The organism is Burkholderia sp. A9 (assembly GCF_000801975.1).
Window position 1 is genome coordinate 42,393 of record NZ_JSZN01000019.1, and the last position, 25,920, is coordinate 68,312.

Below are 25,920 nucleotides of genomic sequence, written 5' to 3' on the forward strand. Positions count from 1 at the left end.
TGGTGATGCTGGACGTACTGGTAATAGGAGGCGGTAACGCGGCGCTATGCGCGGCGCTGATGGCACGGGAAGCCGGTGCATCGGTGCTGATGCTGGAAGCCGCACCGCGCGAATGGCGCGGCGGAAATTCGTCGCACACTCGCAATCTGCGCTGCATGCACGACGCGCCGCAAGATGTGCTCGTTGATGCGTATCCGGAAAGCGAATACTTCGACGACCTGATGAAGGTGACGGGCGGATTGACGGACGAGCGGCTCGCAAGGATCGCGATACGCGCGTCATCGAACTGTCGAGACTGGATGCGCAGGCACGGAGTCCGATTTCAGCCGCCGCTGTCGGGCGCATTGCATGTCGCCCGGACCAATGCATTTTTCATGGGAGGCGGGAAGGCACTGGTCAACGCTTACTATCGAAGCGCCGAGGCACTCGGGGTGCGCGTGCGCTATGACTCGCCGGTCGACGCGATCGAGATCGAGGACGGGCGTTTCGTCGCGGCACGGGTGCGCGGAGAACGCATCGAGGCCCGTGCATGCGTGCTGGCGGCGGGTGGCTTCGAGTCAAATCGTAAGTGGCTGCGCGAAGCATGGGGGGAGGTCAACGGGGAATGGGTCGCCGACAATTTCCTCATTCGCGGAACGCGCTTCAACGAAGGCGTCGTGCTCAAGTACATGATCGACGCCGGTGCCGACGCAATCGGCGATCCGTCGCAATCGCACTGTGTCGCGATCGATGCCCGCGCGCCGCTTTACGATGGCGGAATATGTACGCGCGTCGACTGCGTTTCCCTCGGTGTCGTGCTGAACCGCAATGCAGAGCGGTTCTACGATGAGGGCGAGGACTTCTGGCCGAAGCGATACGCGATCTGGGGGCGTCTTGTCGCTTTCCAGCCAGGTCAGATCGCCTACTCGATCATCGATTCGAAAGCCGTCGGACGCTTCATGCCGCCGGTATTTCCGGGAATCCGCGCCGGGTCGCTCGCCGAACTGGCACGCGCGACGGGTTTGAACGAGCAGAGTTTCGTCAACACGATCGAGGCGTACAACGCTGCGTGCCGCCCGGGCACGTTCAATCATGCCGTGCTCGACGACTGCCGGACCGACGGTCTCACGCCGCCCAAAACGCACTGGGCCCAGCCGATCGACAAACCGCCGTTTTATGCGTATGCGCTGCGTCCCGGCATCACGTTCACGTATCTCGGCCTGAAAACCAACGAACAAGCGGCCGTGCACTTCGGTGGTAAGCCGTCGCCGAACCTGTTCGTCGCCGGAGAAATGATGGCAGGAAACATCCTCGGAAAGGGCTATACGGCCGGTATCGGCATGGCAATCGGCACGGCGTTCGGCCGCATTGCCGGTGTCGAGGCGGCACGCGCCGCCCAACGAATCAATGAAAAGGAAACCGATCATGCAGTCGCTTGAAGCGCTTGCTCGCGAGGCGAACGCGCTCGCGGAGACTCCCCCGGCCACGGTGCGTGGCGTCCTTCTGTCGGACGGCGAACGCGAGGTCAGTCGAATCATGCAGATCTGCAATGCGTGCCGCTATTGCGAAGGATTCTGTGCCGTTTTCCCGGCGATGACGCGCCGCCTCGAATTCGGGCGTGCCGACGTTCATCTTCTCGCCAATCTCTGTCACAACTGCGGTGCTTGCCTTCATTCGTGTCAGTATGCGCCGCCGCATGAATTCGCGGTCAACGTACCGCGCGCCATGGCAGAGGTACGCGTAAGCACGTATACCGAATACGCATGGCCGCCGGCATTGGGATCGCTCTACAAGCGAAACGGAATGACGCTCGCCGTGGCGCTGGCTGCCGGGCTGACGGCTTTTTTGATGCTGGCGGGGCGAGGCGCACGATCGGCTGCCGATATCGCCGGATCCAATTTCTACGCGATTTTTTCGCACAACTTCCTGGCGATCGTGTTCGGTGCAGTTTTCCTGTTTTCGGCGCTGGCACTCGGGATCGGCGTGCGACGGTTCTGGCGCAACGAGGATCCGGGTGACGCGTCAATCGATGCCGCATTGGAGGCGACGAAGAATGTGTTGACGCTTCGATATCTCGGAGGCGGTCACGGCGACGGCTGCAATAACGATGACGACGCCTTCTCGCTTCTCCGTCGACGGTTCCATCACCTGACGTTCTATGGGTTCCTGCTGTGTTTCGCGTCGACCTGCGTGGCCACGCTGTATCACTACGCGTTCCATCTCGAGGCGCCGTACGATTATGCGAGCTTGCCGGTTGTGCTTGGTACGGTCGGTGGCGTGAGCCTGCTTGTCGGTACCTGTGGGCTCCTGTGGCTTAACGTCAGGCGCCATCCGCTGCATGGCGACCCGGCCCAGAAACCGATGGACCGCGGATTTGTCCTGCTCCTGATCCTGACCGCCGCCTCCGGGCTTGCACTTCTTGCGCTGCGCAGCACGAATCTGATGCCGACGCTGCTGGCCGTTCACCTCGGGATCGTGATGGCGCTGTTCGCGACACTGCCCTACGGCAAGTTCGCGCACGGGATCTATCGCTCCGCGGCGCTCCTGAAATGGGCAATCGAGAAGCGCCGGCCGTCGACGTTGCTCGTCGAGGAGTAACCTGGTAGTCGAACGCGCGGCCGTCGATGCGTCGCGCGTTGTCGCTCTGCGATTGCCGGTCACGATGGACGCAAAGCCCTGCGTCTGTCCGCGATTGCAGTATCGGATCCCGGCGCCGCGATGCCGAGATCTGGAGCTACGTCAACGACGACCGGCAGCCCTCATCAGCGCGACAGACACGCCGGCGGAGCAGCATGCGATCACTGCTGCGACGAGAAACACCATGCGCAGGCCGGCCCAGTGTGCGAGCAGCCCGAGTGCGGGGCTCGCGATTCCCAACGCGAGATCGAGGAATGCCGTATAGGCGCCCATCGCGAGCCCGCGATTTTGCGGGGGAACGCGGTGAACGGCTTCGACGCCTAGCGCGGGATACACGAGCGAATAACCTATGCCGGTCATTGCCGCGCCGAGCAGTGCCGGTGCAGAGCCGGTCGCCGCCCAAATGAGTGCCTGTCCGGCGGCTTCGACCAGCACGAAGATGAGCGCGACCTTGGCGCCCCCCAATTTGTCGGGAAGATGGCCGAATACGACGCGCGCGGCGATGAACGAGATCGCGAAAACGGTAAAAGACAGCCATGCTGGCTGCCAGCCTTGTTCGACGAACAGCAGCGAAACGAAGGCCATGATCGAGCCGAAGCCGATGCTGCTCATCGCGAGGCCGATTCCCGGTGCAGTGACAGCGCGGATGACCTTCGTCATCGACGGACCACTTCGTGACAGCGGGGCGATCGCATTCATCGGCAGCACCAGCGTCAAGGTGGCGAGCGGCATCAGCACGGTCGCGAATGCAATGGCCGAAAATCCGTACTTCGCATACAGCACAGTGCCGAGCGGTGCGCCGAGGGCAAAAGCGGCATACATCGCCATCCCGATCCACGCGATGACTTTGCCGGAGACGCCGGCGTGGACACGCGCCAACCCCCAACTCAATGCGCCGGTGATGATGAAGCTCTCGGCGGCGCCCAGAACTGCGCGGCCGACGATCAGGATGGTCACCGATACGAGCGGCATCGACGCGACAGCGAGCGACGACAAGTAAATGAGGCCCGCCACCGAAGCCGATACCATGCCGACGATCACGGCGAGTTTCGCGCCTGATTTGTCGGCGAAGTGGCCGGCCCAGACACGTGAGAACAGCGAAGCGGCGAACTGGCTGCCGGTCACCAGGCCGACGAAGAACGTGCCGAGTTTCAGGTCGTCGTGAACGTGAAGCGGCAGTACCGGCAGCGCAATGCCGATGATCAGGAATGCGACGAGCACGACCGCCATCAGCGGTGCGAGTGCCGATACCGTGCGCTGGTTCGGGATGGTCGAGGATGGAGTTGTCATTGCAGAAGGATTGTCTGATCGGGCGGATACGATCGCGGTGGGCGGAGTCGACTGGGTGAGCGCCGACGGAGCGATACGAGGATTACGTCCAGCTCAGGTCATGGAGCCGGTAGGGCATCGATCTCAATCGTTTTCCGGTGGCGGCGAATAGTGCATTGCCGAGCGCCGCGGCCACCGGGCCCATCGGCGATTCGCCGACCCATGCCATGCGCGGGTGACCAGAGACGCCACCAAAATGGACGCTGATGCGCTTCGGCGCATCGCCTATTCGCATCATCGGATAGTTGTGGAAGTTGCTCTCGACGACTTTCCCGTTCGCAACCGTGATCTGCTCGTTGAGGGCCGAGTTCAGCGCAAAGATGGACCCGCCTTCCATCTGGGACACGAGCCCGTCCGGATAGCCGACATGCCCGGGATCGAATGCGATGTCGACGGAATCGACCCGGACGTCGCCGTCGCGGGTCACCTCGACCGTGACGACTGCCGCAACCGTCGTGCCGGCCTCGGGTTTGCCGTTCATGCCGTAGTTTGCGATCGCGATGCCCTGGCCCCACCCCTTCGGCAAAGCGCGGCCCCACTGGGCCTTGTCCGCCACCTCGGTCAGACATCGACGCCATCCGGGGTCGGGCCATCTCGAGTACAGCTTGAGCCGATATGCCAGAGGATCAACACCTGCCGCATGCGCGCATTCGTCGACGAACGTTTCGATGAACGTTGCATGGGCGTTGTAGCCCGGTCCGCGGTAAGAGCCTGTCAGTACGTGGAGCGGCACGGTGCTCGACTCGACCAGTACGTGGTCGACGATACCGGCGCTCAGCGGGCCGTCGTGCAGGTAGTTCGTGAAGAACTCGGGCGCGCCGGCGGCGTGGGCATGGAATGCGACAGGCATGCCGTCCGTATCGAGCGCGGCGCGGAGCCGGACGGATTCGATCGACCTGTAGCGTCCTTGCCGCATGGTCTCCTCGCGTGACCAGATGACTTTTACCGGACGCCCTGGATAGCGCTTTGCGACGGCGACCACCATGCGCACGTCGTTGCCGGTGACGCGTCGGCCGAACCCGCCGCCCACATAGGTTTGGTGGAAGTAGGCCTTGTCCGGCGACAGACCAGCCTCCTGGGCGGCGACGATGTGTGCCTGCTGCGCCTGTTGCGACGGATGCCACACATCCACGCGCTCCGCCGTGACCAGTGCCGTACCGTTGAGCGGCTCCATGGCCGCGTTTTCTGCAAACGGCGCGTGGTACTCGGCCTCGACGATGGTGCCGGATGACGCAAGGAGTTTCGCGGCATCCCCGCGGTTGAGTAGGATCCTGTCGCCTGCGCGCTCGACGGCGCCTCGACACGCGGCGGTGATCTGTTCATGCGTCTTCCACTGAGCGCCAGGGCCATCGGACCACTCGACCGGCATCGCCTCCAATGCCTTTTTGGCCTGCCAGTAGTGTTCGGCGATGACAGCGATCCCGCTTTGCGGCGCGCTTAATGCAATCGGGAACGGGACGCGGTCGGGATCGATCGCGTCGCGTGGTTCGGATGGGTCGACAACCGCTACACCGAGCACGCCGGGCATCGTGCGAACTTTTTCGAAGTCGTAGCGCACGAGTTTTCCACCGTGTACGGGCGCCTGCATGAGCGCAGCGTGAACCATGCCGGGCAACTTCACGTCGATGCCATAGACGGCCGTGCCGTGCGCGATCAACGGTTGCTGGACACGCGACGGGCTAGCCTTGCCCAGAAACCACCAATCACGTTGCGGCTTGGGAGCGGGTTCTGCGTCGAGCGATATCGAACCGGCGAGTTCAGCGACGTAACCGTAAGTCAGGCGTCTGCCTGTTCGCCCGTGAATCAGTACGCTGTCTTTTGCGTCGATTTCGCTTCGCGGTACGTTCCAGGTGCGAGCGGCGGCTTCCTTCAGTCGTTCTCGCGCGCTGGCACCGGCCTGCAGGAGCAGTTCCATGCGGCGAGGCAATGTCGAACGGGCGAAGAAGCCGTTGTAACCCATGCCCCGGGCATAGACATTCTCCTCGACGTAGTTTCGATGCGGCGACGCATACTCGCCGATCAACTGGTTCCAGTCGCAGTGCAGTTCTTCGGTGACGGTCATCAGCGCCTGCGTCATGACACCGTTGCCGATATCGGGCGTGGCGACCCTGACTGTCACGACGTTGTCTCGCCCGACCACGATCCACGGCGTAAACTCCGCACCGGCCGGCGGCGCGGGGTCGTCCCAAGGGCGCGGAGAGGCGAGTGCGTCCGCATTGCTGGAGCGGGCAACGCCCAGCACGAAGCTGCCGGCCACGACAGATGCCCTGATCAGGAATTCTCTGCGATGGAGATTCATCGTCATGCCTTTGCCTTCTTGAAGCGTCGTGCGGCTTCGTGTATCGCGGCGCGTACGCGGGGATAGGTGCCGCATCGGCAGATGTTCGTTATCTGAGCGTCGATGTCTGCATCGCTCGGGTTGTCATTCGTTTGGAGCAGGGCGGAAGCTGCCATGAGCATGCCTGATTGGCAGTATCCGCACTGTGCGACGTTGCCCTCGATCCAGATTGTCTGCAGCGGGTGAGTCCCGCCATTCGATAATCCCTCGATCGTCGTGACATGCCTTCCGGCGGCGGCCTGCAGCGGGAACTGGCAGGAACGCACGGGAGCCCGATCGACATGAACCGTGCAGGCGCCACATTGAGCGATGCCACATCCGAACTTTGTTCCGGTCATGCCCAGGTGATCGCGCAGTACCCAGAGGAGCGGTGTGTCGGGATCGAGATCCAGCGTCTTCGATTCGCCATTGACGACAAGGTCGATTGCCATGGATGTTCCGGATAGCTGAATGCATGTGATCCGGGTTCGGCCGGGGCGGCCGCGATGTCGCGAGCCTGCCTGGGACCGCGGCTAAAACCCGGATCGCTGCGGCGTCAATAATGGATGGCCGGGCGAAATTGCCGCGCTGGGGCGGATGCAGTTTGGTGCGAGGGCGTCAGCCGAACATTCGCCATGTCATCGTAGAACGCTGCGAGCTCGTCAAGGCGAGCGTTCTCGCCGGCATGATTCAGCGCTTGCTCGAGCAGGCAACGAACGGCGTTCGCGATCAGCATCGGAGCGCCGCAGTCGTCCCCCAGCATGCATGCGGCATCCATTCGGGTCATGATCTTCTTCAGGTCGGCGCCGTCGTGACGCGTGCCGCTCAGCAATTCGGAAAAGACCGCCTTCGATGCGTCGCTCCATCCCGAACTCTTGTTGATGACTTGCGACATGTCGTCGAGTGCCAGCCCGTATCGCAGGCCCGCAGCAATGCATTCGAAGCTGATCAACCGGGACAATGCGGCGATCGCATCCGAGACGAGTGCTACGGTTTCTTGTTCCGCATCTCGACGGACGGCGGATCGATCGAATTCTTGCGACGCGTCGTCGGCAAGCCGAGTGCCGGCCATCGACTCGATCAGACCGACCATATCTTCCAGTTGTGCCCCGTTGCCGAGGGTATTGATGCCGATCTGCAGCAAGCCGCGAACGATGCCCGTGACCGGCATCGGTACACGCTGCGAGATACCAAGCGACACGGCCTGCGTGACATCCTTCAGCATCAGCGAAAGAGCGAAGTTCGTCGACGACTTCCGTTGCACGAGCGCGGGCAGCATCTTTTCCGTCGTTTGATTGCGTGCGTCGCTTCGGCCCAGGAAATCCGACATGAATGCGAGCGACAAGCCGGCTTTTCTGCCGGCGGCAACGACCTCGAGCGTCCCGAGGCGGCAACCGGCATTCATCGCATTGTTGACCATCTTCATTGCCTGGCCGTCGCCAACCCGCGAACCGCATCGATAGATGGTCGGCGTAATCGCCTGCAATGCCGGCATGGCTCGTTCGAGCACGGCGTCCGACGCGGCGACCATCAGCGTGGCGCCACCGGCGGCGACGACGTGCGGACTGGCCGATACCGCCGCATCCATCATGTCGATGCCGGATTTCGCGAGTTTGTCCGCTATATCGCGAGTCGTTTCGGGTACGCCGCTGGTCTGATCGATGACGAGCTTGCCGGCGGACAGGCCGGCTGCCAGGCCTTCGGCGCCGAACACGACACGCTCGACATCCGAGCTGCGGGGAAGGCAAAGGAGGACGACGTCCGATCGCCGAGCCAGTTCGGACGCGGTCGGCGCGACCTCTGCGCCATGCGCCGCAAGGGTGTTCGCCGCGGCGGCGTTGATGTCCCAGACGCACAGACTGTGGTCCGGCAGGAATCTGCGTGCGAGCTGGCTGCCGAGTGCGCCAAGCCCAATGTAGCCAATCTTCATTTCGCGTCGCCTCTCATGTGATCTGAGTTCAACCGGGCTATGCACGCTCTCCGGTCGAATTGGTCGCCATGCACTGATGAGAGCGACGCGCGACGGAGGTCGCGTCGGGAGCGTCCGGTTATTGCGCTTGTTCCGGCCGATGAAGACAGCGGAATGGCCGGACAAGCATTCTCGTGTGCCTCGAAACCGCCCCCGTTTGCCACTTCGAGAGCGGTGGCTCGAGATTCGTTACCGTTCTTCGCGCGGATACTGCAGCACGAGCGCCTCGAGACCCTGCTCGCCCGCACGGATCTCGAATTTTTCTTCGTTCGGCTCGACAACGATCATCGACCACAGCGGGAGTTCTTCACTGCCGTGCAACAGGCTGCCGTTGCCGACGAACACGTAATACCCGCCGGCGGCGCGCGGATCGGGGCCTTCGACGGCCATCCCTGCGCCGAGTCGTACGACTTGGGCATGCATGCCGTCATCGTCGTCATGGAACAGCGTTTCCCACGCGACTTCCGTGCGCGATTGCATGACGGGCGCGATCGAAAAGCGGACGGGCTCGGATGTGATGTGCCGGCGCTTGCTGGTCTGCAGCCGGTCGCGATAGCCCGGCTTGTCGAGATACACGGGTTCGGAATTGCCGGTGTACATGCGCATCGCGACGAAGCAGAGCCCTTGCGGACCCGAAACGATCGGGCCATACGCGGTGTGATGGTCCTTGAACTGAACTGTGAGCGGCTCGATCACCTGACCGCGGCTGCCGAGGGTGCCGGCGCCGGCAAGGAAGCACTGGAACATCGTGACGCCGTGAAAGTGCGGGACGATGGTTTCGTGCGCCCTGAGTTCGGACATCGTGGCTTGCGGACCGGGCGCCGACCCCGCGGACGAGCGCGGGCCGAAGTAGGTGGTTCCCCAATGCTCGTTCCCGGTTCCGGGGGAAACGATGGTGCTGCGCTGTGCGAGCGCGTCGGCGCCGCTTCGAGTGTAGATCATCAGTCGTTCTCCTTGGTCTTGCGCTGCATGTCAAATCGGGCCGTGCCTGACCGGGGAGGTTTCAGCATGACGGTGGCCGATGAGGGCATCGTAGCATAGGTTTCATTAAATAGAATAAGTTCCAAGCAGTGAAACCGCGTTGACTCGGATCGGTGGCCGTCGACCAGCGTCGAGAGATTCCTGGGTGACGCACTCGCATTCCACTGATCGAAACGCATTTCATTTTAATTGACGGTCGATGATGTGCGAGCTACATTGCCGCTAACGACCCATAACCGACGATCCCGAGCAGCAGAAGCAGTTATTCGTCAGGAGACACGAGCTGGATGTATCGGCCGCGCGCGCCGTCACTGGCGTCACGGTATGCAACCGCATTACCGATGATCTGCCTCGACGACTGGCTCGACTGTCCGAGCTCCGGAATGCGGGTTGGAGTGAAGAACGCCTGGAACACATCGCGAACGGTACGGCGCAGCACGTCGATTCGTCACTCGCGATGAACGCCACAGGAAATTGGAGACCGCGCCGCCAGCCGGCGCGTCCGTGGACGGGAGACGCTTGAGCCCCTGCGCCACGCGTGAAAAAAAGAGAGAAGGAGGCAAGATGCAACTCGCGGAGGAGGTTCCGCTCATGCGTCTCGAGCGGATCGCGAAGACGTTTCCGAACGGGCTGGTGGCGCTGCGCGGCGTTGACCTCGACATTGCCCGCGGCAAGGTCTATGGACTGCTGGGCGCGAATGGTGCGGGAAAGTCGACGCTGATCAAGATTCTGTCGGGTTCGTTTCCGGCAACCGGCGGGCAGATCCTTTGGCGAGGTGCGCCCGTTCAATGGTCTAGCCCCCGTGAAGCGAACGAAATGGGCGTCGCGACCATTCATCAGCACATTCCGCTGATTCCGACGTTGTCCGTGCTCGAGAACGTCTTTCTTGGCGATCGCGGGCGGTGGCGACGCGATATGTCGCTGCGTGTTCGGTACAAGGACATCTGCGAGCGCACGGGGTACTGGCTTGATCCGGATCGCCCGGTTAGCGAGCTGTCGATCGGCCAGCGCCAGATGGTCGCGATTTTCCAGGCGCTCGGCACGGGTGCGGAACTCATCATCATGGACGAGCCGACGGCATCCCTTGCCACCGAGGAGCGCGAGGTCGTCTATCGGATAGTCCGCCATCTTTCGCGCGCGGAGAACAAGGCGATCGTCTTCGTGTCGCACTTTCTCGACGAGGTCATGTCGCTGACGGATAGCGTGACGATCCTGCGCGATGGCGAGGTCGTCGTGCGCGCCGATACGCATGAGCTCGATGAAGCTCGGCTTGCCGAAGCGATCGTCGGCCGGCAAATCGTTGCACTCGAGCGTGCGCCGCTGCAGCGGGCTACTCCCGACGCACGCGTCCGGCTCGAGCTGCGTAACGTTGCGTCGCCAGGCAAGCTCGATCCCATTTCCTTGAGCGTCGCGGCTGGCGAGGTCATCGGCATCGCCGGTCTGCTCGGCTCCGGACGTAGCGAGCTCTTGCACGCGATCTTCGGCGCCGACCCCGACGCAACTGGCGAAGTCCGGGTAAATGGTCGGGCGATCCGGCGATCCACGATGGCTGCGGTCAAGGCGGGAATCGGTCTCGTTCCCGAAGATCGCATGGGCCAGGGGCTCGTCCCAGGCTTCGAGATCTGGCGCAATACGACGCTGCCGGCACTCGAAGGTGTTGCGCGGCGACGCCTGTTCCCGCAGCGCGAGCTTGAACGTGCGCGCGGAGCGGAGGCGATCCGGCGTTTGAAGATCAAGGCGCCGTCACCCGATTCAATCGTGACGGAACTGAGCGGCGGCAATGCGCAAAAAGTGACGATCGCCAAATGGCTGTTCAGCGACGTGAAGATCTTTCTTCTCGACGAGCCTACCGCGGGCATCGACATCGGCGCAAAAACCGACATTCTGCTGCTCGTGCGCGAGCTCGCTGCCGCCGGCAATGCCGTCATCATGGTGTCGTCCGAATTCGAGGAATTGCTGGCTGTCAGCCAGCGAATTCTCGTCATGCGCGACGGCCGGTGCATCGCCGAACGCCAGGCGCAAGAAACTTCCGAGCATGAACTGATTTTGCTGGCCGGTGGTCAGCGCGCGACATGCACGGCGCAGCAATCAACAATGAGCGAGTGATCATGAATCTGTCTACTTCGAAAAATCAGTCCGTGCAGCCATTCGCCGGCAAGGACGCAGCCGGTGCGCCGTCGCACACGTCGACGACGTTGCGACGACTGCTGAGCTTGCGGGAGATGGGCGTGTATTACGCGCTGATCGTGCTGGTGGTCGTGCTGTCGGTCGTTACCGCGTATACCGGACGCGCGAACTACCTCACGCTCGCGAACATAACGAACGTGTTTTATCAGTCGTCGCTGGTTGCGATGATAGCCGTGGCCATGACCGTCATCCTGATTACCGGCAACTTCGACCTGTCGGTTGCGTCGGTCGCCGCCCTGTCGGCCGCGGTGCTGGTCGGAGCAGCCGACTCGATGGGTTTCTGGCCGGCAGCGTGCATGGCGGTAGTCGTCGCCATGCTGGTCGGCGTGCTGAACGGCGCGATCGTGCAGTTCCTCGGCATCAACGCGTTCATTGTTACACTCGGCACACTGACGGCGATTCGCGGCGTCGTGCAGATCGTTACCGACGGCCGTTCGCTTTCGGTGTCGGATTCCGATGCATTGGCCGCCATGCAGGCGTTTGAATCCGGACGAGTGCATATCGCATTGCCCTTGCTCGTCATCGGTGCGTTGCTCATTCTGGGCGGCATGTCGTCCGTGTCGCGCGCACGGCGTGCCGGACGGAGCATCGCTTCGCCCGTCGGGGCGATTGCCGGCGGCATGGCATTGGTCGTCATTTCGTGGCAGGCTGGCGCGCAGCTGACGGTCCAGAAACCGGTGATCTACATGGCCGTCTTCACGGCGATCGTGTGGGCCGTGCTCACGTTCACGACGACCGGTCGGCGAGTCTATGCGGTCGGCGGCAATCCGGAAGCCGCGCGACTGTCGGGCATCAACGTCAAGCTCTACAAGATGGCGGCGTTCGTGCTTTGCAGCGGGGTGGCGGGCTTCGGCGGCGTGTTGTTCGGCAGCCGGCTTGGTGCCATCAATCCGACGGCGATGCAGGGGCAGGAACTTGCCGTCATCGCATCCGCGATCCTGGGCGGAACGTCGCTTTACGGCGGGTCGGGCAGCGTCGTCAAGACGCTTGCCGGCGCGCTGCTTCTGGTCACGCTCGCAAACGGTTTCAACATCCTGAACCTCGGTGCCAATTATCAGGGCGTTATCGAAGGAACGGTCATTGTTGTCGCCGCCGCGATTTATACGGTCGGCGGATCTCGACGACGAGGCAAGTCGCACTGACCGCGGCCAAAGGCGACACGGGCACGCAACGGACGGACGCTGTGCTCGTGGCGCAGTATGCAGGCGAATTACGTTGCGATGGCGATCATTGAGTATCGCTGTCGCCGTTAGCGAGGCGAGAATGGAAAAGCGCGTTTCGAAAGCAACGTTCAAGACGAAGGCGTGCGAGCTGTTCAGGCAGGTCGAGATGCTCGGAGAAAGCGTGATCGTGACAGACCATGGTCGGCCGACCATCGAAATCCGTCGATACGTCGGGCCGAAGCGTAATGCGATGGCGGCGGTAACGGCCGCCATCGTCCACTTCGACCTTGATCCGATCCGCGAGCCTGCGGAATCCTGAGCGGAGCCGTCTTGGTCGTAATCGACACGTCGGCACTGGTCATGTGGCTCAGCGGGCAGGGAACGCTGAGTCTGGCCATGCGCGAAAGGATCGAACGGGAACGACACGCCGGTGCGCTCGCCATTTCGGTGATCAGCATTCTCGAGGTGTCGCAGTATGTCGATGGCGGACGGTTGAAGCTGTCGGTCGACAAGCGACGCTGGCTGTCCACGCTCGTATCGATCGACGGCCTGCGGGTCATCCCGGTGGATACGGCCATCACGATACGAGCTGCGAATTTTCCCATTGAAATCGATATGAGCCTTCGATTGATCGCGGCGACCGCGATCACTGTCGACGCCGTTCTCATTACACCGGACAAGCGTCTGCACACGCTCGTCTATGGCGAGTCCGTCTGGTGACCGGTGTCACATACGACGACCAGCTTGCCCATTCTTCTCGAAATCGGGGCTCAGTAAAGCGGTGTTCATGAGCCGGGCCGAATGCATTCTTTGACCGATGGCGGCGCTACGTCTTGCACCAGACGCAGCGCCACGTCGCTGTTCTTTTCCGATTCTCATCGATCACCCTTGAATGTGCACCACGCAGGCAGCGTGCAGGTCAGATATCGCTTCGCCATGCATGATCGTACGCGCTGGGCCGCCATTGCAGTTTTTGCTGGCACCACGCGAGCCAATTCACAACGAGAATAATTGAATCGATAAGTACTGCTATTAATAATTGTTGTTGCATTTTGAACACAAGGATTGGCAACGAATTTCATTGATTTGATCTGCCGGGACGGTCGACTTCATCGGGAAGCGATACACCGAGGTCGAAGATGGTGCGGCGCCGAACACGTAGTCGAGCCGTGCAAGAAATACTGATCACGGAAAGTGACCATCCGACGCCGGAGCCCGATCAATAAAGCGTGACAAGGAAAATTTGATTATCGCTTTCCTGACCCATCCATCGCCGTTCCGATGCCATTTGCGTCAATAGAATCTGTCGCGGGGTACAGGCAAATACGTCGACCGAGGTTGATCGCCGGCGTATGAAAGCCTGGTCATGGTGGAGACGTTTCAACACAAGGAAGCGACATGAAGAAGGGAATTTTTTGTCTTTCGCTGCTCGCGTTGGCGGCCGGCGCGCAGGCACAGAGCAGCGTCACGCTCTATGGTCGGATCGACAACGGCATGACGTACTGGAGCGGCCGTGGAGACGGGCGCCTCATCGGCATGCAAAGCGGCGGGTTCGGCGAATCGTGGTGGGGTATCGAAGGGGCGGAGGATCTGGGTGCGGGTACGAAGGTCATCTTCAAGCTCGAAACCGGGATCAGCACATTGACTGGAAACATCCAGAACGGAAGCCTGTTTGGCCGTCATGCGTGGGTCGGCGTGACGAACGACAGGTACGGCACGTTCAAGATGGGCAACACGGGTGCCGGCGAAATCATGCAGGATAGCTACGATCTCGATCCGCAGCTCTTTCAGCAGTTCGCCGTGTCGACGCTGGTGCGTGGGCGTAACTGGTCACAGGCCGGCAACGGACTCGAATACACGTCTCCGAGCCTTGGCGGGCTGACCGTGAAAGGGCAGTACAGCCTCACCAACAATCCGGGAGGCTGGAATTCGGCACCGTCCAGTTCCGGCATCTCGGGTTCGGGTCCGAATCAGCTGGGCGGTGCGCAAGGACGCGCGGACGGCGTCAAGGCGATGTACAACGCTGGCAATCTCGAACTGCTCGCGATCTATGACGAAACGCGTGATCCGAACGGCAAGTTTTCGAATGTCTACGTCAGCTCCCGGTCCATCATGGCCGGCGGCACATACGCATGGGGTCCGCTCAAGGCGTACGTCGGATACCAGCACCTGAGCGCGCCGGATGCGTCTCCCGGCAGCTACGGTGTGACGGCGGGCGCCTTGCCGTCGGGTGTCAGCGGCGTGCCCACGGCAGTTGACCACGAGTGGGTGGGGGTTTCATACCTCGTGAATCCGTTCATCAACTTGACCAGTGGCGTTTATCACGCCAACGCGAACAAGGGCAACGGCAACGCGACGATGTATACGCTTGGCGGCACTTACAGTCTGTCGAAGCGGACCTTCCTGTACTCGGAATTCGCCTATCTCCACAACAGCTCGACCTCCAATCTGGGGCTCGGCAATGGCTTCCTCGACCCGTACGGCCCGAACGCAAGGCAGGGCGGTGCCGCGGGCAATGTCGCACCGAACTACGGACATAGCCAGTTTGGCGCGATCGCCGGGATCATGACGCTGTTCTGATCGTCAAGTCGATTTCGGGCAGAGATCACATTGAAGCCGAGATCACCGCATTCAACTTAAAGTTCCGAACATCGGAACGAGTTTCAAATTTATTGACGGCGCGGTCCAGCCAGTCTAGAGTTGTATCGCGTACACGGCAGGCCGGTAGCGTCGTTGTGGTCAGGTCGCGCCGGCAAGTCTGCAAAACCAAAAGAGGAATCAGGAGACAAGCATGAAGGCAATTTTCATGAAGTTCGGGCTGACCACGATCGCGGTGACGCTGGCGTTGTCGGCCCATGCCGTCAACGCGAAGGAAGTGACGCTCGCGTATGTCGCGGACAGCATGCAATACCCCTACGACGTATCACTGGCCAAGGGCTTTCAGGACGCCTGCAAGGAAATGGGGTGTCGGGCCGTCGTGCTGGACGGTCGGGCAAGCGTTGAGCGACAAGGTAACGCCGTCGATGATCTGATCGCCCAGAAGGTCGACGGTATCGCGATGATCGCGGTCGATTCGGTCGTTGCTCGGGGTTGGGTCGATCGTGCGGCAGACAGCAACATTCCGTTCGTTGCGGCCGCCGTGCAGATTGGTGATCCCAACAAGGTGCCGATTCGTCAGGTCTACGGGAAACTGACGGCGCTGGTCACGACCGACGACGTTGCAGCGGGCGAACGTGCAGGCGAACTGGCCGCCCGCCTTCTGCCGAAGGATCATGTAGCGAAGATCGGCATCATCGAGGGCGCGCCTGGTTTTGCCGTGGTACGGCAGCGGACTGACGGCTTCAAAAAGGCACTGGACAAAGCGGGCGTGAAGTATCAGATCGTCGCATCGCAACCGACCGACTGGACGCCGGCAAAAGGTGAGTCGGTCTGCCAGAACATCCTGACGGCCAATCCCGATCTCGATCTTATTTATAGCCACGCGGACGATATGGCGCTCGGCTGCGCACGCGCACTGCGTTCGAGTGGTGCCAAGGCCAAGCTCGTTGCGACGGCGGGCGGATCCCGGCTCGGCAACGATGCGATCAAGAGCGGTGGCATCGACGGTTCCGTCTGTACACGCCCTCAGTTGATCGGGCGTCTCGCGGCCAAGGCGCTGTATGACGCCGCGACCGGGAAGAACACGAAGAAGGCGCAATTCATCACGTACGACACACCGGCGATCACGAAGGAGAATCTGGCCGCCTGTCCGGCGGAATGGTGACCGGTGCCTGATGCGTACGCCGCTCGATCGCAGCGATGCGATCGAGCGGAGGTCGACGAAGTTTCCGCGGGAAGCGCCTGCTTCCCGGTGTACCGGGTCCCGACTCAGTCGGGGCGCAACCATGCAATGAAAACTGGAGGAAGATTTAAATGGCTCAGTTGTCCGGGAAAAAGGTGCTTGTAACGGGCGCATTGGGGACGATCGGTCGTGCGCTGGTCGCGCGTTTCGCCGAGGAGGGTGCAACCGTGATCGCGCTGGACCGTCCGGGTGTCGAAGGCGCGCAGGAGACGCTTGGCAAGCTCGGCAGCGATGTGCGTTATTTCGGCTGCGACCTCAATCAACTGTCGGCGACCGAAGCAGCCGTTTCGGCTCTGGCCGAGGAGGTCGGCGGGATCGACGTGCTGGTGAACAATGCAGCGCTCGTGATCATGAAGCCGTTCGAGCAATTCTCGATCGAGGAGTACGAAGACCAGGTTCGAATCAACTCGTCGGCTGCCTTCGTTCTGGCTAGAGCGTGCAGCGGTGCGATGAAAGCCCGCCGTTACGGCAAGATCGTGAATGTCACGTCGCTGACGCTCACGGGCCAGTGGGACGGATACGTGCCGTACATCGCGTCCAAGGGGGCGCTCTTCGGTCTGATCAAGGGGCTGGCGCGGGAACTCGGTGCGCATGGCGTCAACGTGAACGGCATTTCGCCGGGTGCCGTCGTCTCCGAAGCCGAATTCCGCGATCGTGCGGATAGCCGCGAGCAGTACAACAACTGGATTCTCGAGCGTCAGAGCCTCAAGCGCCGGATCGAGGCGGTCGATGTCGCGAATCTCGCGCTGTTCCTTGCATCGCCGCAGTCCGACCTGATCACGGGGCAGAATATCCAGATCGACGGCGGCTGGTAACGCGCCGGCTGGCAATGACGAGGGCGAACAGGCGCTCTCGCCATTGCGCACCAGGTTGGAGCACCAGGAGGAGCACATGAAAACATACCAACCCTCGCTTCTTGCAGAAGATTTCATCTTCCTGGAAGCGCCGCGTTGGCACGATGATCGACTCTGGATTTCGGATGTCTTCGACCATGCTGTCTACGCGCTTGGTCTCGACGGCACGCGCGAAAGGATCTGCGACGTGCCGCATCGACCGTCGGGGCTCGGGTTTCTGCCGGACGGGACGCCGATCGTCGTGTCGTCGAAGGATCGTCGGTTGATGAAGATCGTTGGACATTCGATCGTCGAGTATGCGGATCTTTCCGGGATCGCTGCGGGCGATGTCAACGATTTCGTGATCGACCGGCACGGGCGCATCTATGTCGGCAACTTCGGATACGACTACGATGCTGGCGAGCCGAAAGCGCTGACGGCACTTCATCGCGTCGATCGCGACGGGGCGATCAGCGTGGCAGCGACGGAGCTGGAATTTCCGAACGGCGCGGTCATCACCAATGACGGCAAAACCCTGATCGTCGCGGAAACCTGGCTTCGTCGACTGACAGCCTTCGACATCGACGACAGCGGGCACCTCGTCAATCGCCGCGTTTATGCGGATCTCGGCGAGCGCGAGCCCGACGGAATCTGCGCCGATGCGGCGGGCGCAGTCTGGGCCGCTTGCTTCAATACGGGCGAGATCCTTCGCGTGCTCGACGGCGGGGCGATCACGGATGCGATCAGCTTCGATGGTCGTGCCGTATCGTGCACGCTTGGCGGTGCCGACGGACGTCAACTGTTTTGTACCGTCTATCGAGGCACGCTGGACGAACTGTCCGCGCGCAAGCGAAAGGCCGCTGTATTGACCGTTCGGGTCGACGTGCCGGCGTTGCAGTAAGGCGTCGTCTCGCGACGGGATCGTCGCGGGACCACGCCCCACTATTCAATCGATCCGATTGCGGGTTCGACACGTCGCGCGACTTCATGCCGCCTGCATGAGTCATGCATCAGCCTTCAACGTGCTGCTGCACGTGTCGATTCCACATCCTGCGACGGCAACAGCGTCGGTCGCTCCGGAAATGCCTGGACTTGCTCCAGCCGCGCTCCTGCTCATCAGAAGGTCGTATCTCGTCCCGGCGATTGGCCGATCCGGTGCATTGAACGGTGCGCTTTGCCAGCCGCGCAAGAGTTGCTTGCCGAATTTCTTACCCCTTTCGACCCGCTGCCGGCGGGTATTCGCAATTGTCGAGCATGTTTCGTCGGTCGATTTTCAAGTTCCGAACAATGAAACCCGTTTCATTTTAATTGACGCGTGCGAAGGGGCGGTCTACAGTGTTTCCTGTCGGCGAGGTCGCATGGACCGCTGCCCACGAGTGCTGCGATCAGAGCGCGCGGCGTTGTGAGGACCCCGAGCAGGCGCGTTTCCGATTCCCCCCCAATTTCTCATCGATGGTGTGGTAGCCAGTAACGATATGAACGACAACGACTTCAGACATTTGTTCGAGCCGCGCTCGATCGCGGTGGTAGGTGTGTCCGACGACGCTGGACGGCCGGGTTCTCAGGCTGTTCGTGCGTTGCTGAAGAACGGTTATGCGGGAAAGGTCTTTCCGGTCAACCCGAAATACGAACAGTTCGAAGGACTGAAATGCTACGGATCGGTGGCCGAGATCGACGAGCCCGTCGATCTCGTCGTCGTCGGCGTTCCCGCAGCCGGCGTGTTGCCGGTGCTGGAAGGGTGTGCGGAAAAGCGCGTGCCGTTCGCGGTCGTATTGAGCGGCGGGTTTCGTGAAAGCGGGCCGGAAGGTATTGAACGCGAACAGCGCATGCTTGCGCTGGCACGCAAAGCCGGCATGCGTATCATCGGGCCCAATTGTCTCGGCTTCGCCAACATTCATTCGAACGTCTACGCGGCGTTCGGTAGTATCACGCGCGAGCCGAAACTGAAGGCAGGCGGAGTGTCGCTTGTGACGCAGAGTGGCGGCTTCGGCTACAGCCTCGCGCTTGCGTGCTCTACCGCGGATATCGGATTCCGTCACGTTGTGGCGACGGGCAACGAGACCGATATCGACACCGTACAGCTCATCGATGCATTGCTGGACGATCCGCAAACCCGAATCATCGTCGCGTATATCGAAGGCACCCGCGACGGCCGCGCCTTGCTCGACGTCGGCCGTCGGGCAATGGCAGCCGGTAAGCCGATCCTGTTATGGAAGGGCGGCGTCACCGAACAGGGCGCCCGCGCCGCCGCGTCGCACACGGCCAGCATGACCGGTACTTACGACTTTTACCGGGCGCTGTTCAAGCAAACGGGTATCGTGGAAATCAACGAAATCCACGAGGCCGTCGATTATCTGAAAGCGCTGGCCGGCGCCAAATATCCGTCGGGAAATGGCGTTGCGGTGATGGGCGTGTCGGGCGGCTCCGCCATTGTCTTCGCGGATGCGGGCGAGCCGCAGGGACTGACACTGTGTGAACTCGGCGAGGAAACGCAGCGCAAGCTCCAGGCCGTCGTGCCGAATATCGGCGCAGTTCACAATCCGATCGATCTCACGGCCGGCTACTTCTCCGCGAACAACGCAGACAAACTCGAGACTGCGGTGCGGGCGGTGCTGGACGATTCGAACGTACATGCGGTGTGCGTCAATCTCGCAACGACAGGCAAGGCTGGCAGTACCGCGGCAGCCGACGTGCTGGCACGCGTGGCGGCAGATGCGACGAAGCCGATCGTCGTGTTCTCTTCCGCACCGGCAAGCGAGGTCGCCGATGCGCTGCACCGATTCGATGACGCACGTATTCCGGTGTTGCCGTCCCCATCGCGCGCGGCACGCGCGATCGCCATGTTGGCACGCTATCAGGAAGCCCGACGTCGCGTGAACCAGACCCGGGATGTCGAAGGCAAGACCGCCGCATCGAGCAATGGGCATCAGATCGCGCTGGGCGCTGCGTTGTCCGAGACGGAGTCGAAAGCGATTCTGGCGGCGGCCGGCATTCCGGTGACGCGAGACGTCGTCGTCACCCGCGCGGACGGTGCGGTATTCGACACGTTGAATGCGCCTCTGGTGGTGAAGGTCGTGTCGGCCGATATCCCCCACAAGACCGAGGCCGGTGGCGTGAAGGTCGGCATCGGCACACGGGCGGAACTGGAGGCGGCAATCGACCAAGTCCTCGTGAACGCGTGCAACTATATGCCGTCGGCACGCATCGATGGCGTGCTGGTATCGGAGATGGTGCGCGGCGGCGTCGAACTCATTGTCGGCGCGGTGAACGACATCGTATTCGGCCCGGTGGTTGTCGTGGGCGCAGGCGGCATTTATGCCGAATTGCTGGGCGACTCGACCTGCAGACTGGCACCGTTCGACGAAGCCACGGCACGGGAAATGCTCGATGAGCTGAAGTGCCGCCGCATCCTCGATGGCGCTCGTGGCGGCGCAGCCATGGATGTGGGCGCAATCGCGTCGGCGCTTGCCGTTCTGTCCCGCTTCGCGTGGGAAAACCGCGATCGCGTGCGGGAGATCGACATCAATCCACTGTTCGCGTTGCCGGGCGGCGTGATCGCCGCAGATGCGCTCATTGTCCCGCACGACGCCAATGAAGGGCCGTCGGCGTGACTGCGACGCAACAAACACTCCCCGTCCGAGATTCAGGTGAGCTTCCCATGAGTGATGGTCTGGTAGCGCCGGAAAGTTATCCGGTGACGTTCGAACCGCTCGATCGCACGCTGGACGTGCGGCGCAGTGAAACGATTCTGGGCGCAGCGCTTGGCAGCGGGTATCCGCTGGCGCACAGCTGCCGAAACGGTGTTTGCGGTGCATGCAAGGCAAAGGTCGTGGCAGGCACGGTCGACCACGGCGCAGGTGGCCTCCAGGGATTGACGGACGCGGAGCGCAGCGAAGGCTATGCGCTGCTGTGTCAAGCGAAGCCGCTTTCCGCGGTGACCGTGGCCTGCAAAGTCGTTCACGCGGCCGAAGGCATACCGGTGCGGCGCCTAGCCAGCCGCGTCGATCAGCTCGAGCGGCTGGCAGACGACGTGATGCGCATCCGGCTCAGGACGGCCGCAAAGGACAGGCTCGTGTTTCTGCCCGGCCAGTACATCGATGTCTTGATGAACGGCGGTATCCGGCGCAGCCTGTCCATGGCCAACTCCCCGGACGATGACGCGTTTGTCGAACTGCACCTGCGCAACTATGGCGGCCCGTTCAGCACGCATGTGTTCAACGCCATGAAAGTAAACGATCTGCTTCGGCTTGAAGGTCCGTTGGGGACGTTCTTCGTTCGGGACGATAGCGAAAAGCCGATCATATTCGTCGCCAGCGGAACGGGCTTCGCGCCGATCAAGTCGATGATCGAACACGAAGTGCGCAAGGGTAGCCGCCGACCCATGACGCTCTACTGGGGTGGACGGAGACCCGCTGATCTCTATCTGGATGAACTCGCGCGAACCTGGACGGAGGAGCACGGTGTGACTTATGTCCCGGTCGTCTCGGAGGCTCGCCCCGAAGACGCGTGGCGTGGCCGGACGGGCTTCGTGCACCGGGCCGTGATGGACGACTACCCGGATCTGTCGGGGCATCAGGTTTATGCATGTGGGGCACCGGTGGTCGTGCAGGCGGCGTTACGTGATTTCACGGCGGCATGTGGGCTTCCGGAAGATGAGTTTCATGCAGACATGTTCGTTTCGAGCACGCCGCCTTCCGCGTGATGAATGGCGTCGCGACTTGAATGAGAATCAGCAATCGGGATAGTACGAAATGGAAACAGCGGCAAGTAACGTAGTTGTCGACAAACGGGATGCCTTTCTCTGGATCACCGTGAATCGGGCCGACAAGGCGAATGCGATGACCGTGGGCATGGTCCAGGACATTACCGCGGCGATTGCACGGGGCGTCGAGGATCCGGAGATCCGGGCGGTGATGCTGACCGGAGCGGGAGAACGGGTCTTCACGGCAGGTGTGGATGTGCGCGAGAAGCCAGAGGACGGTGACGCAGTGCGCCAGAGGGAGCGGCGCTCGCACGCGCTGGCGGCATTGCAGGACATCGTGATGGACGCGCCGAAGCCGGTCGTCGTGGTGCTCAACGGAGCAGCGATCGGCGGAGGGGCGATGCTTGCGTTGCTTGCGGATGCTTGCGTTGCCGTCGACTCGGCGGACCTCGCACTGCCCGAGATCGATCTCGGCATTGCGACGTTCTCGGGCGCGAACATCCTCGCGGTGATCGGTGGGCGAGCGCTGGCGCTCGACCTGATTCAGACCGGACGCCGAATGACTGCCGCGGAAGGGCAACGTCGCGGGCTCGTCAGGTCGGTCGTGAGGAGGGAGGAGCTCTCCGCTGCCGCGAGCGCGGTGGCGACGAGCCTAGGAGCAAAAGACCCGACCGTATTCGCCGACAACAAGCGCTGGATCAATCGCGCGTTGAAAGACGCACTTGGCGAGGCGCGCGACGAACACGCACGTCATCGCCAGCAGGCCGCGAAGTGATTGCCCGCCGAACATCTACCCGTACCTTCCGCGAGCGTGGACGGGCGAGCCCAACAGAAGGAGTTGAAATTGTCCGATCTTGAGATCAGCATAGTCGGTCGAGTGATGGTCGCTCGCCTGAATCGCCCGGAAAAGAAGAATGCGCTAAGCGAAGAAATGCTTGCGATGCTCGGTAGTGCATTGAAGTCTGCGAACGACGATGATTCGATCGGTTGCTTCGTGATTACCGGCGCAGGCGATGCGTTTTGTTCGGGGGGCGATCTGGGCCGGCGTTCTGCCGAAGACGCAGCGCGCGACCCTACACCGCTCGAGCGCAAACTCCGCCTGCAAAAAGTCACTCACCAGGTTGCGCTCGCTGTCGAGGCGTTCGATAAACCCTTGATTGCGGTCGTGAACGGAGCGGCGGTCGGCGCGGGGATGGATCTTTCGCTGATGTGCGATTTGCGATTCGCCGGTGCTTCCGCACGTTTTTCGGAGGCATACATCCGCGTCGGCCTGCTGCCGGGTAATGGCGGATGCTATTTCCTGCCGCGACTGGTCGGTCCGGCCAAGGCACTGGAGCTGTTGTGGACCGGTGCATTCGTGTCGTCGGAGGAAGCGCTGAAGATCGGTCTCGTCAATCGCGTGTTCAGCGACGAGTCGTTGATGGACGAAGCTCTGACGTTCGCTACTCAGTTGGCCGATGGCCCGCCGATCCAGCTGCGCGAAATCAAGAAACTGATGTACCAGTCGATGCGGACGGATCTGCGGACAAGTCTGGATGCCGTCGCGGCGCAGATGGCCGTCGTGCAATCGACGGCCGACTACAAGGAGGCGATTCAGGCTTACAAGGACAAGCGCAAGCCCCAGTTCCAGGGAAAGTGACCAGTCGGTCTGACACTGTGGAGTGGGTCAGCGTGCTGTTGGTCGGACAGTCCCATGTCCGGACGAAGATGCAATACCGAATGCATCCGATACGCGGCTGCCGCTCGCGCGGCGGCCCGCTGAACTTACTTGTTGCATCCACTGTACACGAGGTGGCATCCGAATCCCGGCGCGCGTTGTACCTGAGCCTTTCCCCCCGGCTAGGGCGTGTTCACACTACATTGATTTGGGGTTATGCTTCGGAGATTGAAATCTCCGAAGTCCAATTCAAACAGATCGAACATTGCCTGCCGCGATAGCGAGGCAATGTGAGCCTGTCGAACCTGCAAGTGCTCAACGCAATCCTTTATGTTGCCGAGCACGGATGTAAATGGCGTGGTCTGCCGCCCCGTTTCGGCCGCTGACACACGATCTACACGCGCTGAACCGCTGGTCTCGCAACGGCGTACTGGGCCGAGTATTCACGGAGTTGCAGCGTGCGCAGATTATTCGCGTTCGGATTGAGGCGGTGTCGCTGGATAGCACGATCGTGAAGATTCATCCTGAGGGCACCGGTGCGTTAAAAAAATGGACCCCAAGCCATCGGCAAGTCCCGCGGAGGATGGACAACCAAGATTCATATGGTTGCCGCGGATGCTCGAACAGCCATAACGTTCGCACTGTCGCCCGGCCAAGCCGGCGATGCGCCGCACGGACGTGCATTGCTCGAACGCTTCGGACCGTCGAATCGGCTACTGCACCTGCTGATGGACAAGGCGTACGAAGGCAAGGAAACCCGACAACTCGCGCTGGATCTCGGCTTCATCCCGGTCGTTCCTCCGTTGAGCATGCGCGTCGAGCCTTGGGAGTACGACCGGGAGATGTACAAACGTCGCAACGAAGTCGAGCGGCTGTCCTGTCGATTGAAGGGCTTTCGTCGCATCTTCTCGCGCTTCGACAAACATCGATCTGATGTTCATTGTTTTTATCGACTTCGCCCTGATCGTCGAAGTCCTTCGCTAGTGTGAACACGCTCTAGAGTACAAAATTGTCAGCTGTGATTCACACGAATGGACGGCGTCCACGTGCCCCGGCATATAGCCAGCAACTGGGCGAATCGTGAAGCACATGGCGTTACTCTCGTTGCGCACCCACTTGACCGTTGCCGCGCTGCTCACGACCACGAGCTTGCTTGCAGATGTGTCATCGTTGGTGCAGCAGCCGTTGGTAATCAAAGTGATGGCGCCACAGTTCGGAGCACATTGCTAATATGGCTTGATGTTTGCCTCTTAAGATCAAGCGACAACAGGTGGCAACTTGTTCAAATGTCGATTCTGGTTCATTTTGGATACGTTGTTGCGCTCAGATTTTCAGCGCACCGAAGATTTCATTGAGCATCGACTTCGCGTCGCCGAACAACATGCGGTTGTTGTCCTTGTAGAACAGCGGATTGTCGACGCCCGCATAGCCGGACGCCATGCTGCGCTTCATCACGATCGACGTCTTCGCCTTCCACACTTCCAGCACCGGCATGCCGGCGATCGGGCTCGACGGGTCGTCCTGTGCGGCCGGGTTCACGATGTCGTTCGCGCCGATCACCATCGACACGTCGGCCTCGGGGAAGTCGCCGTTGATCTCGTCCATCTCCAGCACGATGTCGTACGGCACCTTCGCTTCGGCCAGCAGCACGTTCATGTGCCCCGGCATGCGGCCCGCGACCGGGTGGATCGCGAAACGCACGTCGACGCCTTTCTCGCGCAGCAGCTTCGTCAGCTCGAACACCGTGTGCTGGGCCTGTGCGACGGCCATGCCGTAGCCGGGGACGATGATCACGCGCTTTGCATCGCGCAGCAGCTCGGCCGTCTCCGCCGCGCTCACCGCGACCGCCTCGCCGGCCGGCTGCGCGCCACCGCTCGCTGCGGCCGGTGCGCCCGCGCCGCTGCCGAAGCCGCCGGCGATCACGCTGATGAAGTTGCGGTTCATCGCGCGGCACATGATGTACGACAGGATCGCACCCGACGAGCCGACCAGCGCGCCGATCACGATCAGCAGGTCGTTGCCGAGCATGAAGCCGGTGGCCGCCGCCGCCCACCCCGAGTAGCTGTTGAGCATCGACACCACGACCGGCATGTCCGCGCCGCCGATCGCCATCACCATGTGCACGCCGAACAGCAGGGAGATCACGGTCATCACGACGAGCGGCAGCATGCCGTCCTGGATGCTTTCCGCATGCAGGAACGCGCGGCCGTAGTAGATCACGATCAGCAGCGCAGCCAGGTTCATCCAGTGCCGTGCCGGCAGCAGCAGCGGCTTGCCGCCGATCTTGCCCGACAGCTTGCCGAACGCGATGATCGAGCCCGCGAA

General features: G+C 61.7%; 21 protein-coding genes and 1 pseudogene. 15 read left to right on the plus strand and 7 right to left on the minus strand.

Going from position 1 to position 25,920, the window contains the following annotated elements; all coding sequences use genetic code 11:
• The first annotated feature begins 5 nt into the window (after nt 1-5).
• Together tcuA and tcuB are read left to right on the plus strand one after the other, a co-directional pair.
• Nucleotides 6-1,418, plus strand: a complete 1,413-nt coding sequence (gene tcuA / locus PI86_RS10810; RefSeq protein WP_039321830.1) for an FAD-dependent tricarballylate dehydrogenase TcuA — start codon at nt 6-8, stop codon at nt 1,416-1,418.
• Nucleotides 1,405-2,577, plus strand: a complete 1,173-nt coding sequence (gene tcuB / locus PI86_RS10815; protein WP_039321833.1) for a tricarballylate utilization 4Fe-4S protein TcuB — start codon at nt 1,405-1,407, stop codon at nt 2,575-2,577. Before tcuA ends, tcuB begins: the two co-directional genes overlap by 14 nt.
• Nucleotides 2,578-2,718: 141 nt before the next feature.
• Here the strand turns inward: tcuB and PI86_RS10820 are convergent, their stop codons facing one another.
• The 6 genes from PI86_RS10820 to PI86_RS17340 form a co-directional block, all read right to left on the minus strand.
• Entirely contained in the window at nt 2,719-3,906 is a 1,188-nt protein-coding gene (locus PI86_RS10820; protein ID WP_039321836.1) for an arabinose transporter, read from the minus strand.
• An 82-nt stretch (nt 3,907-3,988) separates the two neighbouring features.
• The gene (locus PI86_RS10825; protein WP_039321839.1) at nt 3,989-6,250 is read right to left on the minus strand and encodes a xanthine dehydrogenase family protein molybdopterin-binding subunit; all 2,262 of its coding nucleotides are present in this window, start codon (nt 6,248-6,250) and stop codon (nt 3,989-3,991) included.
• Nucleotides 6,247-6,708, minus strand: coding sequence for a (2Fe-2S)-binding protein (locus PI86_RS10830; RefSeq protein WP_039321903.1), 462 nt, complete (start codon nt 6,706-6,708; stop codon nt 6,247-6,249). Before PI86_RS10830 ends, PI86_RS10825 begins: the two co-directional genes overlap by 4 nt.
• A gap of 110 nt (nt 6,709-6,818) precedes the next feature.
• Nucleotides 6,819-8,192 (minus strand): NAD-binding protein, encoded by a 1,374-nt coding sequence (locus tag PI86_RS10835; RefSeq protein WP_052319424.1) that lies wholly within the window; start codon nt 8,190-8,192, stop codon nt 6,819-6,821.
• A gap of 228 nt (nt 8,193-8,420) precedes the next feature.
• Nucleotides 8,421-9,173, minus strand: coding sequence for a hypothetical protein (locus PI86_RS10840; RefSeq protein WP_235362733.1), 753 nt, complete (start codon nt 9,171-9,173; stop codon nt 8,421-8,423).
• Between the two features lie 301 nt (nt 9,174-9,474).
• Nucleotides 9,475-9,651 carry a hypothetical protein gene (locus PI86_RS17340; RefSeq protein ID WP_161792365.1) on the minus strand — a complete coding sequence of 59 codons (177 nt, stop codon included), beginning with the start codon at nt 9,649-9,651 and terminating at the stop codon, nt 9,475-9,477.
• 125 nt (nt 9,652-9,776) lie between these two features.
• Between PI86_RS17340 and PI86_RS10845 the strand changes: the two genes are divergently transcribed.
• From PI86_RS10845 to PI86_RS17080, 13 genes and pseudogenes are all read left to right on the plus strand, one after another.
• Nucleotides 9,777-11,318, plus strand: a complete 1,542-nt coding sequence (locus PI86_RS10845; protein ID WP_039321841.1) for a sugar ABC transporter ATP-binding protein — start codon at nt 9,777-9,779, stop codon at nt 11,316-11,318.
• 2 nt (nt 11,319-11,320) lie between these two features.
• Complete coding sequence (locus tag PI86_RS10850; protein ID WP_082012210.1) at nt 11,321-12,541, plus strand: ABC transporter permease; 1,221 nt, start codon at nt 11,321-11,323, stop codon at nt 12,539-12,541.
• Nucleotides 12,542-12,662: 121 nt separating this feature from the next.
• Entirely contained in the window at nt 12,663-12,881 is a 219-nt protein-coding gene (locus tag PI86_RS10855; protein ID WP_039321844.1) for a type II toxin-antitoxin system Phd/YefM family antitoxin, read from the plus strand.
• 11 nt (nt 12,882-12,892) lie between these two features.
• Nucleotides 12,893-13,282, plus strand: coding sequence for a type II toxin-antitoxin system VapC family toxin (locus PI86_RS10860; RefSeq protein ID WP_039321847.1), 390 nt, complete (start codon nt 12,893-12,895; stop codon nt 13,280-13,282).
• Nucleotides 13,283-13,960: 678 nt separating this feature from the next.
• Entirely contained in the window at nt 13,961-15,142 is a 1,182-nt protein-coding gene (locus PI86_RS10865; protein WP_039321851.1) for a porin, read from the plus strand.
• A gap of 211 nt (nt 15,143-15,353) precedes the next feature.
• Entirely contained in the window at nt 15,354-16,325 is a 972-nt protein-coding gene (locus PI86_RS10870) for a sugar ABC transporter substrate-binding protein (RefSeq protein WP_039321854.1), read from the plus strand.
• A gap of 149 nt (nt 16,326-16,474) precedes the next feature.
• Nucleotides 16,475-17,218 (plus strand): SDR family oxidoreductase, encoded by a 744-nt coding sequence (locus tag PI86_RS10875; RefSeq protein ID WP_039321857.1) that lies wholly within the window; start codon nt 16,475-16,477, stop codon nt 17,216-17,218.
• A 76-nt stretch (nt 17,219-17,294) separates the two neighbouring features.
• Nucleotides 17,295-18,137 carry an SMP-30/gluconolactonase/LRE family protein gene (locus PI86_RS10880; RefSeq protein WP_039321860.1) on the plus strand — a complete coding sequence of 281 codons (843 nt, stop codon included), beginning with the start codon at nt 17,295-17,297 and terminating at the stop codon, nt 18,135-18,137.
• 574 nt (nt 18,138-18,711) lie between these two features.
• Nucleotides 18,712-20,847 (plus strand): acetate--CoA ligase family protein, encoded by a 2,136-nt coding sequence (locus tag PI86_RS10885; protein WP_039321863.1) that lies wholly within the window; start codon nt 18,712-18,714, stop codon nt 20,845-20,847.
• Between the two features lie 47 nt (nt 20,848-20,894).
• Nucleotides 20,895-21,938, plus strand: coding sequence for a CDP-6-deoxy-delta-3,4-glucoseen reductase (locus tag PI86_RS10890; protein WP_039321866.1), 1,044 nt, complete (start codon nt 20,895-20,897; stop codon nt 21,936-21,938).
• A gap of 49 nt (nt 21,939-21,987) precedes the next feature.
• Nucleotides 21,988-22,713 (plus strand): enoyl-CoA hydratase/isomerase family protein, encoded by a 726-nt coding sequence (locus PI86_RS10895; protein ID WP_039321869.1) that lies wholly within the window; start codon nt 21,988-21,990, stop codon nt 22,711-22,713.
• Nucleotides 22,714-22,782: 69 nt separating this feature from the next.
• Complete coding sequence (locus PI86_RS10900) at nt 22,783-23,577, plus strand: enoyl-CoA hydratase/isomerase family protein (protein WP_235362734.1); 795 nt, start codon at nt 22,783-22,785, stop codon at nt 23,575-23,577.
• 245 nt (nt 23,578-23,822) lie between these two features.
• Nucleotides 23,823-24,579 (plus strand): annotated as a pseudogene (locus PI86_RS17080) (IS5 family transposase).
• 339 nt (nt 24,580-24,918) lie between these two features.
• On the opposite strand, the gene PI86_RS10910 reads toward PI86_RS17080, so the two are convergent.
• Nucleotides 24,919-25,920 (minus strand): NAD(P)(+) transhydrogenase (Re/Si-specific) subunit beta (locus tag PI86_RS10910; RefSeq protein ID WP_039321876.1); only part of this gene is annotated, 1,002 nt, incomplete at its 5' end.

Excerpts from the sequence above, each read along its gene's own strand:
- tcuA (WP_039321830.1), top strand. The coding sequence starts at position 6 with ATGCTGGACGTACTGGTAATAGGAGGCGGTAACGCGGCGCTATGCGCG.
- tcuB (WP_039321833.1), top strand. The coding sequence starts at position 1,405 with ATGCAGTCGCTTGAAGCGCTTGCTCGCGAGGCGAACGCGCTCGCGGAG.
- PI86_RS10820 (WP_039321836.1), bottom strand. The coding sequence starts at position 3,906 with ATGACAACTCCATCCTCGACCATCCCGAACCAGCGCACGGTATCGGCA.
- PI86_RS10825 (WP_039321839.1), bottom strand. The coding sequence starts at position 6,250 with ATGACGATGAATCTCCATCGCAGAGAATTCCTGATCAGGGCATCTGTC.
- PI86_RS10835 (WP_052319424.1), bottom strand. The coding sequence starts at position 8,192 with ATGAAGATTGGCTACATTGGGCTTGGCGCACTCGGCAGCCAGCTCGCA.
- PI86_RS10840 (WP_235362733.1), bottom strand. The coding sequence starts at position 9,173 with ATGATCTACACTCGAAGCGGCGCCGACGCGCTCGCACAGCGCAGCACC.
- PI86_RS10845 (WP_039321841.1), top strand. The coding sequence starts at position 9,777 with ATGCAACTCGCGGAGGAGGTTCCGCTCATGCGTCTCGAGCGGATCGCG.
- PI86_RS10850 (WP_082012210.1), top strand. The coding sequence starts at position 11,321 with ATGAATCTGTCTACTTCGAAAAATCAGTCCGTGCAGCCATTCGCCGGC.
- PI86_RS10855 (WP_039321844.1), top strand. The coding sequence starts at position 12,663 with ATGGAAAAGCGCGTTTCGAAAGCAACGTTCAAGACGAAGGCGTGCGAG.
- PI86_RS10865 (WP_039321851.1), top strand. The coding sequence starts at position 13,961 with ATGAAGAAGGGAATTTTTTGTCTTTCGCTGCTCGCGTTGGCGGCCGGC.
- PI86_RS10870 (WP_039321854.1), top strand. The coding sequence starts at position 15,354 with ATGAAGGCAATTTTCATGAAGTTCGGGCTGACCACGATCGCGGTGACG.
- PI86_RS10875 (WP_039321857.1), top strand. The coding sequence starts at position 16,475 with ATGGCTCAGTTGTCCGGGAAAAAGGTGCTTGTAACGGGCGCATTGGGG.
- PI86_RS10880 (WP_039321860.1), top strand. The coding sequence starts at position 17,295 with ATGAAAACATACCAACCCTCGCTTCTTGCAGAAGATTTCATCTTCCTG.
- PI86_RS10885 (WP_039321863.1), top strand. The coding sequence starts at position 18,712 with ATGAACGACAACGACTTCAGACATTTGTTCGAGCCGCGCTCGATCGCG.
- PI86_RS10890 (WP_039321866.1), top strand. The coding sequence starts at position 20,895 with ATGAGTGATGGTCTGGTAGCGCCGGAAAGTTATCCGGTGACGTTCGAA.
- PI86_RS10895 (WP_039321869.1), top strand. The coding sequence starts at position 21,988 with ATGGAAACAGCGGCAAGTAACGTAGTTGTCGACAAACGGGATGCCTTT.